This is a genomic window from Vibrio sp. 2-1-2a, from assembly GCF_032648565.1.
Lineage (GTDB): Bacteria > Pseudomonadota > Gammaproteobacteria > Enterobacterales > Vibrionaceae > Vibrio > Vibrio diabolicus.
In genome coordinates, this window is the sequence record NZ_WBOH01000002.1 from 719,027 (window position 1) to 733,457 (window position 14,431).

At 45.9% G+C, this 14,431-nt stretch carries 10 protein-coding genes and 8 tRNA genes; all 18 read right to left on the reverse strand.

The annotated features are described in order from the left end of the window. Positions 1-35: 35 nt before the first annotated feature. The 18 genes from F7Y48_RS07895 to recX all read right to left on the reverse strand — a co-directional run bounded on the left by F7Y48_RS07895 (position 36) and on the right by recX (position 14,407). Entirely contained in the window at positions 36-2,879 is a 2,844-nt protein-coding gene (locus tag F7Y48_RS07895) for a M16 family metallopeptidase (RefSeq protein ID WP_150919419.1), read from the reverse strand. Positions 2,880-2,888: 9 nt separating this feature from the next. Continuing rightward, entirely contained in the window at positions 2,889-3,350 is a 462-nt protein-coding gene (locus F7Y48_RS07900) for a YqaA family protein (protein ID WP_005396704.1), read from the reverse strand. Then, positions 3,344-4,294: an NADP-dependent oxidoreductase gene (locus F7Y48_RS07905; RefSeq protein ID WP_085342641.1), complete on the reverse strand. Its 951-nt coding sequence runs from the start codon at positions 4,292-4,294 to the stop codon at positions 3,344-3,346. The genes F7Y48_RS07900 and F7Y48_RS07905 overlap by 7 nt, the downstream gene beginning before the upstream one ends. Before the next feature lie 123 nt (positions 4,295-4,417). Continuing rightward, positions 4,418-5,548, reverse strand: coding sequence for a sodium ion-translocating decarboxylase subunit beta (locus F7Y48_RS07910; protein ID WP_005396706.1), 1,131 nt, complete (start codon positions 5,546-5,548; stop codon positions 4,418-4,420). 9 nt (positions 5,549-5,557) lie between these two features. Beyond that, on the reverse strand, positions 5,558-7,342 hold the full coding sequence (gene oadA / locus F7Y48_RS07915; protein ID WP_085342640.1) for a sodium-extruding oxaloacetate decarboxylase subunit alpha: 1,785 nt from the start codon (positions 7,340-7,342) through the stop codon (positions 5,558-5,560). A 31-nt stretch (positions 7,343-7,373) separates the two neighbouring features. Then, entirely contained in the window at positions 7,374-7,631 is a 258-nt protein-coding gene (locus F7Y48_RS07920; protein WP_005379932.1) for an oxaloacetate decarboxylase subunit gamma, read from the reverse strand. 556 nt (positions 7,632-8,187) lie between these two features. Continuing rightward, positions 8,188-8,264: transfer RNA gene (locus tag F7Y48_RS07925), tRNA-Arg, on the reverse strand. A 52-nt stretch (positions 8,265-8,316) separates the two neighbouring features. Continuing rightward, positions 8,317-8,393: transfer RNA gene (locus F7Y48_RS07930), tRNA-Arg, on the reverse strand. 52 nt (positions 8,394-8,445) lie between these two features. Then, positions 8,446-8,522: transfer RNA gene (locus F7Y48_RS07935), tRNA-Arg, on the reverse strand. A 52-nt stretch (positions 8,523-8,574) separates the two neighbouring features. Then, positions 8,575-8,651, reverse strand: a tRNA-Arg gene (locus F7Y48_RS07940). A 55-nt stretch (positions 8,652-8,706) separates the two neighbouring features. Then, positions 8,707-8,783: transfer RNA gene (locus tag F7Y48_RS07945), tRNA-Arg, on the reverse strand. A gap of 85 nt (positions 8,784-8,868) precedes the next feature. After that, positions 8,869-8,960 (reverse strand) — tRNA-Ser (locus F7Y48_RS07950). Positions 8,961-8,989: 29 nt separating this feature from the next. After that, positions 8,990-9,066, reverse strand: a tRNA-Arg gene (locus tag F7Y48_RS07955). A gap of 32 nt (positions 9,067-9,098) precedes the next feature. Next, positions 9,099-9,190, reverse strand: a tRNA-Ser gene (locus F7Y48_RS07960). A 334-nt stretch (positions 9,191-9,524) separates the two neighbouring features. Then, positions 9,525-9,722: a carbon storage regulator CsrA gene (gene csrA, locus F7Y48_RS07965; RefSeq protein WP_004415691.1), complete on the reverse strand. Its 198-nt coding sequence runs from the start codon at positions 9,720-9,722 to the stop codon at positions 9,525-9,527. Positions 9,723-9,814: 92 nt separating this feature from the next. Next, the gene (locus tag F7Y48_RS07970; protein WP_316683239.1) at positions 9,815-11,002 is read right to left on the reverse strand and encodes an aspartate kinase; all 1,188 of its coding nucleotides are present in this window, start codon (positions 11,000-11,002) and stop codon (positions 9,815-9,817) included. Positions 11,003-11,214: 212 nt separating this feature from the next. After that, on the reverse strand, positions 11,215-13,797 hold the full coding sequence (gene alaS, locus F7Y48_RS07975) for an alanine--tRNA ligase (protein WP_053809192.1): 2,583 nt from the start codon (positions 13,795-13,797) through the stop codon (positions 11,215-11,217). Between the two features lie 142 nt (positions 13,798-13,939). Then, positions 13,940-14,407: a recombination regulator RecX gene (gene recX, locus F7Y48_RS07980; protein WP_005393871.1), complete on the reverse strand. Its 468-nt coding sequence runs from the start codon at positions 14,405-14,407 to the stop codon at positions 13,940-13,942. Between the last annotated feature and the right edge of the window lie 24 nt (positions 14,408-14,431).

The window sequence follows — 14,431 nt, forward strand, 5'->3', positions numbered from 1 at the left end:
GCGGAGAAACGTTTCTCCGCTATTAAATGTGTACTCTATCGAATGATTTCAAGCTCTTCTACGTCTTTCCCCAACTTTTCTAATTGAGGACGCAGTGATTTAGCATCACCAACGACGATAATTTGATAGTCATTTGGATCAAACCACTTTTGAGCCAGTGCATTCAAAGTCTGCTTATCGACTTTTTCTACGATAGCGTTTCTTTGCTGCAAGTAATCTTGATCGAGGTTGTACTTAAGAATATCACTGATGAGTTCCGCTTTTTGTGTTGGCGTTTCATATTTCAGTGCATCTTTTTGACCGACCGCTTGACGCATAAATTTCATCTCTTCATCAGTAATTCCTGACTGCGAGTATTCATTTAGCTCATTTTCCATCTCAATGATAGAAGCAACCGTTGCATCCGCTCGTACTTGCGCGGTGAAAACAACCGAGCCAGTTTCTGGATTTCCAGAGAAGTAGCCGTAAGCGCCGTATGTGTAACCCTTGTCTTCACGTAGGTTTTGGTTAATGCGGCTATTGAAGTTTCCAGCTAAGTTGAAGTTTGCCAGTTGGCTTAGGTAAAAATCGCCCGTTGCATCGTAAGGCATACCCTGACGAACCATCATGACCACACTTTGTGGTGCACCTGGTTTATCAACAAGATGGATCTTTTGCTCACCTAATGCAGCGATGCTTTGCGGTGCATACAATGGTGCAGCTTCATCCTGCCAGTTTTTCCAGAACGTCAGTTGCTGTTCAATTTCCTGTTGATCAATGTCACCAACAACGACGATTTGCGCACTTTGTGGCGTGTAATGCTTCGAGTAGAATTCACGGACATCATCCAACGTTAGTGCACTGACACCTGCTTGCGTGCCGTCTTTTGGTCGAGCAAAGACAGAGTCCCCATAAAGCACCTGGCGAGTCGCTTGTGATGCCATCCAACTTGGGTTTTGATGCTCATACACAAGACCTTCTAGCGCTTGCATCTTCACACGCTCGAAGTCTGCTTGCTTGAATGCAGGAGACAGCAACATCTCTTCGACAATTTTCAACGTCGGCTCTAAATTCTTTTCTAAAGCAGAAACGCTGATGTTTGTTGTGTAGCCCGTTGCATTCACGGAGATGACACTACCTAGTTTATCGAGCTCAGCTTGAATCTCTTCGACACTACGTTTCGTTGTGCCTTCTTGCAACATTGCTGCGGTCAACTGGGCAAGACCTTCTTTGCCCTTTTCAACAAAACGTGTTCCCGCAGGTAAACTAAACTGCATCATGACCGTTGGTGTTTCATCGCTAACCGCACCAAGCAATTCCGAGCCATTATTGAAATGAAGCTCGTACAACTCAGGCATCGTCGCTTTCACTGGCTCCCCTACAGGCGGTTGCACAGAGCGATCGAAGTTATCGGTCGCACGACGATACGCCAATTGATCATCAGTGATCTTCTCGTATTCTGGTAGCGTACGCTTTGGCGTCACAAAGGTCGCTGGTTTTACGACAAGGTCAGTTTTTCCTTTTGGTACCACGCTTAGGGTCACTTTGTTCTTACCTTGGATAAAATCCGTATACGCTTTTTCTACCGATGCAGGCGTGACTGCGCGGATCTGCTCAAGCTGTTGCTCAAGACGGTCTGGATCGCCGAAGAATGTCTCGTTGGATGCCAACTGCGTTACTTTGCCTTTAACACTTTCTAATGCAAAAATAGCATCCGCTTCCGCCTTACCCTTCAATTGTTCAAGGCGATCTTCTGTCACGCCTTTTTCAGCAAACTGATTGAGTGACTGTAAAAGCTCGTCGTACAGTTTTGATAGATCGCCTTTGTCCCCAGAGTCACCCATTGCATAAACGTAAAAGTTACACGCCAGTTCTGCACAGTCATGGAATGAGCCCGCATCGACGGCTTTTTGAGTCTTGACTAAGTCTTGGTAGAGCACGCTGTTTGTACCGCCACCTAGCACTTCAGATAGCGTATCGAGAGACGCTTGGCTTTCTTCGCCGTTGTAAGTTGTTGGCCACGCGATCATCACCATCGGTTGTTGAATGCGATCTTCTAGCGTGATGTATTTGTCTTCTTGCAGTTTTGCAGGTTGTTTCGGCGCATTTTCAACCTCTGGCCCACGAGGAATCGAACCGAAGTACTTATTTACCCACTCAAGAGTTTGTTCAACGTCTAAGTCCCCACCGATAGTGATAGTCGCATTGTTTGGGCCATACCAACGTAAGAAAAACGCTTTGAGATCGTTCACATCAACACGATCAAGATCTTCAACATAACCAATAGTTTGCCACGAATACGGATGACCTTCAGGATATAACGCTTCAGACATACGCTCCCAAATTAAGCCATAAGGACGATTATCGTAACGCTGAGCTCGCTCATTTTTTACAGTTGAACGCTGAATTTCAAATTTGCGTTGAGAAACCGCATCCAGCAAAAAGCCCATACGGTCAGACTCTAACCACAGCATTTTCTCTAGCTGGTTAGCCGGGACAGTTTCAAAGTAGTTAGTACGATCACGGTTTGTCGTACCATTTAACGTACCGCCAGCCTCTGTGATGATTCTGAAGTGCTCTTGGTCACCAACGTTCTCTGAACCTTGGAACATCATGTGCTCAAAGAAATGCGCAAAACCAGACTTACCCACCTCTTCACGAGCCGAACCAACATGGTAAGTCACATCCACATGGACCAATGGGTCGGAATCTTCAGGAGCTAAGATCACCGTTAAGCCATTATCGAGTTTATACTTTTGGTATGGAATCTTAACTTTGCCTTCTTCCGCTTTCGATGACTCGACGAAAGTTACCCCTTTCGGCAGTGATGAAACTGGCGTATTTGATGCACAGCCCGTGATCACCAAAAGTGAACACGCGCCAACCCAAAACATCTTCATGTACTTTCCTTAAAATAATCCGAGATAGATGGCCGCAAGTAAGCTATACCTAGCAGCCTTTCCTAAAAATATTAAAATCACGCAAGGCAGAAACTTCATTCTCAGCCACCCTGCGGCTAAACACAGCGGGTCTCCAATCACAGGTAACCAGCTAAAAAACAATCCCCAATAGCCATACTTTGACAGCCACTTTAATGCGGTATGACCGTGCTTTTCTTCTTGCGCTTTGTTGGGAATCCACAAGCCAAGCCAATAATTTGTTAAGCCACCAAGCGTATTGCCGATAGTGGCGACCATAATAATTGACGAAACGGAATATTGATTTAATGAGAGAGTGGCAACTAAGCCCGCCTCAGAGCCACCAGGTAACAAAGTGGCACTGAGAAAACCGGTCATGAAAAGCACCCATAATGCTGAATCTGAAAACCAAAGCGCTAAACTTTCAAAGCTCGTATTAAATGCTTCTAGCATGTCATATCAAGCAACACCTTGCCTCTGGTTCTTCCTGATTCAACTTGCTGGTGAGCAGCAATCACATCGCTCATCGGATAAACCTGTTGAATTTCAGTCTTCAGCAAACCAACGCCAACCATGTACAACAAGGTATCTAATTGCGCTGGATCTGGCTCAACCAACATGCCGTTAGCCTCAAAGCCTAGGAGTTTGGCTTTTTCACAAATCAGCTCAGCCGTGATGGTTGGAACGGTTATGACTCTCGCACCGTCTTTCAGGCATTTAAGCGCATCTAACGCGGCATCTCCACCTACTAAATCAATCAAAACATCAACGTCTTCAACACGTTCTGACACTGGTGCAAATTGATAGTTCACTGCGTGAGCGCCAAGGGTAGCCAGGTAGTCTAAATTTCGTTCACTGCAGGTTGTAAAGACTTCTGCTTTAGTCGCGACCGCGATTTGTACCGCTAGGTGTCCAACGCCACCGGCTCCTGCGAGGATAAGTACGCGATCGTTTTCTGTCACATTGGCTTTGCTGAGTGCTTGTGCCGCAGTTTGGCCAGCCAACGGTAATGCTGCGGCAGCCTCTAAAGTAACTGAACTGGGAACATGACTTAACTCAGCTTCTGGAACACATACGTACTGACTGTACCCACCGCCTCGGACTGGGAAACCGATAAATCCAGCCACCTCATCACCATCATCAAAACGCGACGCCCCGTCTCCACAGGACACGACTTTTCCTGAGATGTCGTAACCTGGTACCCAAGGTAAATTATCCTTGTTCTGCGCAGCTGCCCAACCGAGTCCGGCTCGAGTTTTAACATCAATAGGATTTACGCCTGAAAAAGCGACTTTTACTAAGACTTCACCAGGCTGTGGTGATGGTGTAGAAGCATGTTGAATCGCGAGTACGTTGGCATCACCAAATTCAGTGATAACGATCTGTTTGTGTTCCATAAACCATTCCCTGCAAGAAAACAAAAAGGGATGCGAAAGCATCCCTTTGACTATAAACCATTTTGTTAACCGAAGTTAATCGTGATTTTGTAAATTGGTTGATCATTCCATTTTCGGTAATGACTAGCCGACAAGTGCTAGCAAGATACCAGCGGCCACTGCTGAGCCCAATACACCTGCAACGTTTGGTCCCATCGCATGCATCAACAAGAAGTTTTGCGGGTTAGCTTGTAAGCCGACCTTGTTCACCACACGCGCGGCCATTGGTACCGCAGAAACGCCAGCCGCACCAATAAGTGGGTTGATGTCTTCTTTTGAGAACTTGTTCAGCAACTTAGCCATTAGCACACCAGCCCCCGTACCAATACTAAACGCAACCGCACCAAGCCCTAGAATGCCTAATGTTTCTAAGTTCAGGAATTGATCCGCTTGCAGCTTCGAGCCAACCCCTAAGCCCAAGAAGATCGTCACGATGTTGATCAGCTCATTTTGTGCGGTTTTCGATAGACGATCGACCACACCCGCTTCACGCATTAAGTTACCAAGACAGAACATACCGACAAGAGGCGTTGCTGAAGGTAGGAAAAGAATCGTCATGAGTAATACTGCCATCGGGAACAATACCTTTTCCCATTTACCCACGTGACGCAGTTGCGCCATTTGAATCTCACGTTCTTCCTTAGTGGTTAGCGCCTTCATGATTGGCGGCTGAATGATTGGCACTAAAGCCATGTAGCTGTACGCGGCTACAGCAATCGCACCAAGCAGGTCTGGTGATAACTTACTTGCTAAGAAAATCGCCGTTGGGCCATCCGCACCACCGATGATGGCGATAGACGATGCATCCGCCATGGAGAACTCCATACCAGGTACATAGTTGAGCAAAATAGCGCCAAACAGTGTCGCAAAAATACCAAACTGAGCTGCCGCACCTAGCCACAACGTTTTTGGGTTTGCGATCAAAGCACCAAAGTCGGTCATCGCACCCACACCCATGAAGATCAACAACGGGAACACACCCGATTCAATCCCAATGTAGTAAACGTAGTAGAGCAAGCCGCCAGGCTCAGTAAAGCCAGCATTTGGAATATTCGCCAAGATAGCACCAAAACCAATCGGCAATAACAGTAAAGGCTCAAAGCCTTTTTTGATTGCCAAAAACAGCAAGGTACAACCAACCAGCATCATACAGATTTGGCCGAACTCGAAGTTAGCGATCCCTGTTTCTGCCCAAAGGGTTAACAATCCGTCCATGATACTCCCTTACGCTAGGCTCAACAGAGGCGCACCTACTGTGACAGCATCGCCTTCTTTAACGTTCAACTCTTGGACAACACCACCACGCGCCGCACGCACTTCTGTTTCCATCTTCATTGCTTCAAGAATCAGTAGTACATCGCCTTCAGCCACTTCAGCACCAGGCTGAACATTCACTTTAAAGATGTTACCGGCAAGAGGAGCAGGCACCGCTTCAGCAGAAGCGCTAGAAGGTGCGCTAGGTGCCGTCGATTTTGCAGGCGCCGCAGAAGGAGCGACAGAGGTTAGCTCGCCTTGAGGACCGACTTCCACCTCATACACATGTCCGTCAACACGTACGCTATAAGTTTCTACGCCGCCAGTTGCTGTTTGCGCCGCAGGTACAGCAGGCTTCGCGGCTTCTAGCGTTGGTGCAGGTTCAAATGCTTCTGGGTTTTCACGATTCTTAAGGAACTTGAGACCAACTTGAGGGAAAAGCGCATAAGTAAGTACATCATCAACACGCTCGCTTGCTAGCTTAATACCCTCTGATTTCGCTTTCTCCATCAGATCAACAGTAAGCGTCTCCATTTCAGGCTCAAGCAAATCGGCAGGACGACAAGTAATAGGCTCTTTGCCATCAAGTACTTTAGCTTGCAGCTCTGCATTTAACTCGGCTGGCGCTTGACCGTATTCGCCTTTCAATAGACCAGCGGTTTCCTTAGTAATGCTCTTATAGCGTTCGCCAGTAAGCACGTTAATCACCGCTTGCGTTCCGACGATCTGCGAAGTTGGAGTCACCAATGGAATGAAACCAAGATCTTCGCGAACACGAGGGATCTCTTCTAAGACTTCATCAATGCGATCCGCCGCGCCCTGTTCTTTCAGTTGGCCTTCCATGTTGGTCAGCATGCCGCCAGGCACTTGAGCAATCAGGATGCGAGAGTCTACACCTTTCAACTGACCTTCCCACTTCGCGTACTTCTTACGTACTTCACGGAAATACGCGGCGATAGGTTCTAGTTGCTCGAGCTTCAAATTCGTATCTCGCTCGGTTCCTTCTAGCATCGCGACTACCGTTTCCGTCGGTGTGTGACCATAGGTACAACTCATTGAAGAAATCGCTGTATCGAGAATATCAATACCAGCTTCAACTGCTTTTACCGCTGTCGCAGTAGACAAGCCTGTCGTCGCGTGACAATGAAGTGCTAATGGCACATCACAAGACGCTTTGATACGCGTGATAAGCTCTTCCGCTTCATAAGGCTTGAGTAAGCCAGACATATCTTTAATACACAGTGAATGACAACCTAAATCCTCTAGACGTTTTGCCAAGTCAACCCAAGTGTCTGCGTTATGCACAGGGCTTGTTGTGTAAGACAGCGTACCTTGAGCATGTGCGCCAACATCGACCGTTGCTTTAACAGCCTTCTGGAAGTTTCGCACGTCATTCATTGCATCAAAGATACGGAACACGTCCATACCGTTAGCATGTGCGCGTTCAACGAACTTCTCTACTACGTCGTCGGCATAATGGCGGTATCCTAAAAGGTTTTGACCACGCAGTAGCATTTGCATTGGCGTATTAGGCATCGCTTTTTTCAACTCACGTAAACGCTCCCAAGGATCTTCCCCTAAGAATCGAATACAAGAATCAAACGTTGCGCCACCCCAAGTCTCTAGAGACCAGTAACCAACCTTATCCAACTCAGCTGCGATAGGCAGCATATCCTCAATACGCATACGCGTAGCAAATAGTGATTGATGGGCATCACGAAGGACCACATCTGTAATAGCTAGTGGTTTAGACATGCTCTTAAACTCCTTTTTAATCCTGGTTCGGCTACTTCGCGAATGAGGCGCGATGTTTATGAATCGCAGCCGAGATCGCCGCCACTACTTGTGGACTAACAGCTGAAGAGGTTGATTGAATATTAGTATTTGTTTTTGGTGCTGCGATCGGCTCTGGTACTTCTTCTGGTACCAATTTCGACATTAGCCGAACGAGATAAACAAGAATAGTGAGGAAAATAAATACGACCGCCATCCCCGTTAGCATCAGGGTGGCCGCATCTACTAGCAGGCTTCCTATATTAGTCATGTTGCTTCCTTTCTTTGTCATCCTGACAACGTGCAGGACTTTAATAGCGTCAAATCCCGACCAATGGATTATCTCGATTGGTTAAATTTTGTCAATTTTGTTTAAGGAAGGTTTGTAATAATCCTGATAAATGATTATTTATTCACTACCCAGATCACAGTTCATGACAAAATAATTACTGCGAATCTGCTATCTCCTTACGAACAGAGTAAAGGAGGACATAAATAAAAACTGCGATTTGGATTTCAAAACCAAATCGAGATTTACACATAAAAGCTAATAGAAACAAAAGGATGCCATTAAATAACAATTAATAAACAAATAAAAAACAAAGAAGTTACATTTAAACAATTGAAGTGAAAGAAACGGAAATCAATATACAGGAGAGATAGTAAGGATAGATTCACAAACTACAGCAGAAACTTTATTCCAAATTGCTTAGATAAGCACATATTCGCTTTTGGAAAAGAAGGACCTCGCCTCTAACAACTCTAGGCCATAGTTCCTGATGTCCAGATACAAAAAAGCCTCGCAATTGCGAGGCTTTTTTTGTATCTGGCGCGTCCTGGAGGATTCGAACCTCCGACCGCCTGGTTCGTAGCCAGGTACTCTATCCAGCTGAGCTAAGGACGCGCAGTTTTCGATATCAACTTTCATCAATATCAGGGCAATACCCTTTAATAAGTGGCGCGTCCTGGAGGATTCGAACCTCCGACCGCCTGGTTCGTAGCCAGGTACTCTATCCAGCTGAGCTAAGGACGCGCAGTTTTCGATATCAACTTTCGTCAACATCAGGGCATTACCCTTTAATAAGTGGCGCGTCCTGGAGGATTCGAACCTCCGACCGCCTGGTTCGTAGCCAGGTACTCTATCCAGCTGAGCTAAGGACGCGCAGTTTTCGATATCAACTTTCATCAATATCAGGGCAATACCCTTCAATAAGTGGCGCGTCCTGGAGGATTCGAACCTCCGACCGCCTGGTTCGTAGCCAGGTACTCTATCCAGCTGAGCTAAGGACGCGCAATAATCTTATTTTACTTTGTATAACCCGTTTATCAAACGAATTATTAAATAGTGGCGCGTCCTGGAGGATTCGAACCTCCGACCGCCTGGTTCGTAGCCAGGTACTCTATCCAGCTGAGCTAAGGACGCGCAGATCTTCTTGCTAGGAAGTTGTGAAGCAAATCACATTCATTTCTTACGAAACAAAAAAAAGGCCATCGGGCCAGTCAATGAATGGCGGTGAAGGAGGGATTCGAACCCTCGATACGGGATAAACCGTATACTCCCTTAGCAGGGGAGCGCCTTCAGCCTCTCGGCCACCTCACCGTTTTCATTGTTATATCTCAGAAGAGATATGGCGCGTCCTGGAGGATTCGAACCTCCGACCGCCTGGTTCGTAGCCAGGTACTCTATCCAGCTGAGCTAAGGACGCACTTTTTTGTTGATTTCTCAACGTTGCAAGAATGGCGGTGAGGGAGGGATTCGAACCCTCGATACGGGATAAACCGTATACTCCCTTAGCAGGGGAGCGCCTTCAGCCTCTCGGCCACCTCACCGTCTTGCGGAGGCACATATTACGTTTTACCGAAAATATGTCAAACACTTTCTTTGAAAAAATCCACGAAACTGACTTAACCGTTGCTGATTTAATCAAAGTGACTATTAAACGAACTTTACCACTCTATTATGATGAAAAAAAGAGAGTCTTCTCTGAAAAAAAGACATTTATTTTCAAACGACTTCCTGGTGTTCGATTCAACAATATTGACGGATTCACAGCCACACTCAACACAATGGTTTCCGCAAATCTTCAAAAACATTAAAGACTAAAAAGGCCAACCCTTCGGTTAGCCTTTTTCATTCAAACTAAGCTCTGTAAACAGGAGCGACTTAGTAGTTACCTGAAGCAACGTTGCCATTGCCTTTTTCAGCTTGAATGCGCATGTAGATTTCTTCACGGTGAACTGAAACCTCTTTCGGAGCGTTAACGCCGATACGTACTTGGTTACCTTTCACACCTAGTACAGTTACAGTCACTTCATCACCAATCATCAGTGTTTCGCCTACGCGGCGAGTCAAAATTAGCATTCTTTGCTCCTTGAGTAATCTCTAAATTTTCTTGCTACAAAGCTATTATCCAACAAAAGTTATATTTTCGTAAACTACCTTGTTAGCGAAAATCAGCCTAAAAAGGCATGTTTTTGTTGAATGTTTAATGCTTCACTAGACGTAATGTAAGCATCATGCAGAATGTTTGCTGCTGTATCCACACATTCGGGTGCTAAAACTAGCATCATAGTGAGTGCATTCGTTGCGCTGAAATTGATCTCAATATCTCGCTTTGCCAACAAATCGCATGCGTGCTCTACCATTCCATTGGCCTCAAGCCCCACTGCGGTCAACAGGCTTACCACTTCACTATTACGGATTTTGTCGCTGAACACCAGATCGAACTTGGCACATGCATCTTGTTTTATCATGATACCTGCCCGTTCTGCTTCCTCGATCACATTCCAAATGTCTATACCCAACATCTGACATTGTTTTGTAGCACTAGATAAATGTTCTTTATCGACTTCAATAATGGCAAGGTCACGTTGAATGGCTATACCAGAGACGGCTTGATGGCCTGACTCCCCCTTTACCAAACTGCCTTCATTAACATCAAATGTCGAAAGCACGCGTAGTGGCACATTATTCTTCCATGCAAATTGCACTGAAGGTAAATGTAATACTTTTGCGCCTCGGCTTGCCATCGCTTCCATTGAAGGAAAATCGATAACCGCCAATTTGCGCGCATTTTTCACTACACGTGGGTCACAAGTATAAATACCATCAACGTCGGTAAAGATTTGACACTCGTCAGCGCGCAATGCGCCCGCCAGTGCCACAGCGCTCGTATCTGAGCCACCTCGACCTAATGTGGTGATATCCCCGTTCTCATTCACACCTTGAAATCCCGCAACAATCACGATTTGGTCTTGCTCAAGCAATCCCATAATTGTCGTGGTATCAATGTGTTTAATCGTTGCGTCATTGTGTTGATTATCCGTCACAATATTCGCCTGTGCTCCGGTAAGCGAGCGCGCAGCATGACCCATTTTATTCAAAGTCATGGCTAACAGTGCCATTGACACTTGCTCACCAGCAGAGAGCAAAACATCAAGTTCTCGAGCTGTAGGTACGCTATCTATCTGTTTAGCGAGATCCATCAGTCTGTTTGTTTCGCCTGACATTGCAGACACGACAACAACAACTTGATTGCCATCATTTTTCGCCTTAATGATGTGTTCAGCGACTTGGTGGATTCTTTCAATTGAACCCACAGAGGTTCCGCCAAACTTTTGCACGATAAGGGGCTTTTTCACCAGTCTTCACCTTCCCAAGACCGAAGTCTCTTTAGAACTGCTTACATCTTAAATATTTCCTTTGAGAAAAATTATATAAGCAGTAGTTACAACAAAAACCAAGCAGCTTAAATGACTCGGTTAACTTTTGGTCAATTAAACCACTTGGTTGCTAAAAAAAATTACGCTCAATCAAAGAAACTTGATTGAGCGTAATTTTATTAGTTAAGAGCTTATAAACGCTCTTCTAGCCAAGGCTGAACTGTTTTGATTGCCTCTGGTAGTGCTGAAACATCAGTACCACCGGCTTGAGCCATGTCTGGACGACCACCGCCCTTACCACCGACTTGCTCTGCAACCATTTTAACCAGATCACCTGCTTTTACTTTACCAGTGAGATCTTTAGTCACACCAGCAATCAAGCCAACCTTGTCACCCGTTACGTTTGCAAGCAGTACAACACCAGAGCCCATTTGATTCTTGATGTCATCAACCATGGTACGTAGGTTCTTGCTATCAGCACCGTCAAGGGCCGCAACTAGAACTTTTGTGCCATTTACTTCAACCGCTTTGCCCATGATGTTAGCGCTTTCTGCGGCCGCCATCTTATCTTTTAGCTTCTGCACTTCTTTTTCTAGTGCTTTGGCTTTTTGAGCCGATTCCGCCAGTTTTTCTTCGTACTTCGCGTTTTGAGCTTCAATAGCGTCTAATGCCGCCTCGCCTGTTACCGCTTCAATACGACGAATACCAGCTGCAATACCGCTTTCTGATGTGATTTTGAATAGACCAATATCACCCGTGCTTGATGCGTGAATACCACCACAAAGCTCAGTAGAGAAGTCACCCATAGACAACACGCGAACTTCGTCATCGTACTTCTCACCAAACAATGCCATTGCGCCTTTCTTCTTAGCAGACTCAATATCCATCACATTGGTTTCAATCGTGTGGTTACGACGAATTTGTGCGTTTACTAGACGCTCAACTTCTTTCAGTTCTGCTGCAGTTACTGCCTCTAGGTGTGAGAAGTCGAAACGTAGGCTGTCAGCTTTCACTAGTGAGCCTTTCTGCGTTACGTGCTCACCAAGAACTTGGCGTAGTGCTGCGTGTAGCAAGTGCGTCGCTGAGTGGTTAAGAGAGATAGCTGCGCGACGCTCTGCGTCAACGATAGTTGCCACTTCGTCACCTTTCGCTAGCACGCCTTCTGCCATTACACCGTGGTGTGCGATTGCGTTACCGAGTTTTTGAGTGTCTTCAACGCGGAATACACCAGACTCAGTACGGATTTCACCCGCGTCACCACACTGACCGCCTGACTCTGCGTAGAATGGCGTTTCACCAAGCACGATGATGGCTTTATCGCCTGCAGATAGTGAATCTACTTCGTTGCCTTCAACAAACATCGCAGCGACTGAACTAGAACCTTTAGTACCTGTGTAACCACAGAATTCTGTTTGCGTATCAACTTTGATTGCTGCGTTATAATCTGTACCGAATTGACCAGCTTCACGCGCACGTTGACGCTGCTCTTCCATCGCTTTTTCGAAACCCTCTTCGTCGATCGCGAACTCACGCTCACGTGCAACGTCGTTAGTGAGGTCTGCTGGGAAGCCGTAAGTATCGTAAAGCTTGAATACCGTTTCGCCGTCTAGCACTTTGCCATCTAGGTTATCTAATGCTTCGTTAAGAATTACCATACCGCGCTCAAGTGTACGACCGAAGTTTTCTTCTTCGATACGCAGCACTTTTTCAACCACTGCTTGTTGACGCTTCAGCTCTTCGCCTGCTGTACCCATTACTTCTGCTAATACGCCAACAAGCTTATAGAAGAATGCACCTTGTGCACCTAGCTTGTTACCATGACGTACGGCACGACGAATGATACGACGTAGTACGTAACCACGACCTTCGTTTGAAGGCATCACACCATCAACAATCAAGAATGAACATGAACGGATGTGGTCAGCAATAACGCGTAGCGATTGGTTCGATAGATCTTCATAACCAATGACTTCAGCCGCTGCTTTGATAAGAGTTTGGAATACATCGATTTCGTAGTTTGAGTGAACGCCTTGCATGATTGCAGAGATACGCTCGATACCCATACCAGTATCTACCGATGGTTTTGGTAGCGGTTCCATAGTGCCGTCTGCGTGACGGTTGAACTGCATGAATACGTTGTTCCAGATCTCGATGAAACGGTCACCATCTTCTTCAGGCGTGCCAGGACGACCACCCCAGATGTGTTCACCGTGATCGTAGAAGATTTCAGTACATGGACCACAAGGACCAGTGTCGCCCATTTGCCAGAAGTTATCAGACTCGTAAGGCTTGCCACCTTCTTTGTCACCAATGCGCACGATACGATCAGCAGGCACGCCAACTTTTTTGTTCCAGATGTCGAATGCTTCGTCGTCGGTTTCGTAAACGGTTACCAATAGACGATCCGCAGGCAGTTTAAGAACTTCGGTTAGGAATTCCCAAGCAAATGAAATCGCATCTTCTTTGAAATAGTCGCCAAAGCTGAAGTTGCCTAGCATTTCAAAGAATGTGTGGTGACGAGCGGTAAAGCCAACATTTTCCAGGTCGTTGTGTTTACCACCAGCACGTACACAACGTTGAGCCGTAGTCGCTCGAGTATAGGCTCGTTTTTCCAAGCCTAAGAAACAATCTTTAAATTGGTTCATACCTGCGTTTGTGAACAGCAGGGTTGGGTCGTTATGTGGAACTAACGATGAACTTTCTACGATTTGGTGTCCTTTGCTTTCAAAGAACTTGAGGAACGCGTTACGAACCTCGTCAGTGCTCATGTACATGCAGCTCTTCCTGAAAATAGTCGAGTTAGAATTTTGCCGTATTGTAGATCATGCAAACAGCTGAGACTAGTTTTCTTGAGGAAAAGAGGGAGCAGAAGAAAAAATTTGAAGCAAAACAAAAATCAGCGCAATTGGATCAACGCTAATCTTGGTCTTCAAAGGCAAGCGCATAGCTAATTTGGTCGAAACTGTAGCCTCGGTATTGTAGAAAACGGACTTGTTTTGCGTATTCTTTTTGGTCCTTGGCTTTGACGCCTTTGAATTTCTTTTCTGCCGCCTGCTTAGCAAGTTCAAACCAGTCTTGCGGTTCTTCAGCCATGGCTTGCTCAATCACCGATTCCGCAACACGTTTCTGGTTTAACTCTTGGCGAATTCGACGCTCTCCATGTCCTTTGTATACATGCTGCCGAATTTGGCTCTTCGCATAACGTAAATCATCTAAATAGTTATGGTCTAAGCAAAAATTAATCGCGATTTCGATGTCAGATGCTTCATAGCCTTTCATCGACAGTTTTTGGTACAGCTCATACTGACCATGATCGCGACGGCTAAGCAGTTGGATAGCCGCCTCTTTGCTCGATAATGTTGGTGTCTGGCGCTTTTGGTACATGGTGATCCTAAAGGTATTTTTGCT

What these genes read in the sequence shown, in the direction of transcription:
- alaS (WP_053809192.1), bottom strand. Translation starts at nt 13,797, where the DNA reads ATGTACATGAGCACTGACGAGGTTCGTAACGCGTTCCTCAAGTTCTTT.
- F7Y48_RS07895 (WP_150919419.1), bottom strand. Translation starts at nt 2,879, where the DNA reads ATGAAGATGTTTTGGGTTGGCGCGTGTTCACTTTTGGTGATCACGGGC.
- F7Y48_RS07910 (WP_005396706.1), bottom strand. Translation starts at nt 5,548, where the DNA reads ATGGACGGATTGTTAACCCTTTGGGCAGAAACAGGGATCGCTAACTTC.
- csrA (WP_004415691.1), bottom strand. Translation starts at nt 9,722, where the DNA reads ATGCTAATTTTGACTCGCCGCGTAGGCGAAACACTGATGATTGGTGAT.
- F7Y48_RS07920 (WP_005379932.1), bottom strand. Translation starts at nt 7,631, where the DNA reads ATGACTAATATAGGAAGCCTGCTAGTAGATGCGGCCACCCTGATGCTA.
- oadA (WP_085342640.1), bottom strand. Translation starts at nt 7,342, where the DNA reads ATGTCTAAACCACTAGCTATTACAGATGTGGTCCTTCGTGATGCCCAT.
- F7Y48_RS07905 (WP_085342641.1), bottom strand. Translation starts at nt 4,294, where the DNA reads ATGGAACACAAACAGATCGTTATCACTGAATTTGGTGATGCCAACGTA.
- recX (WP_005393871.1), bottom strand. Translation starts at nt 14,407, where the DNA reads ATGTACCAAAAGCGCCAGACACCAACATTATCGAGCAAAGAGGCGGCT.
- F7Y48_RS07900 (WP_005396704.1), bottom strand. Translation starts at nt 3,350, where the DNA reads ATGCTAGAAGCATTTAATACGAGCTTTGAAAGTTTAGCGCTTTGGTTT.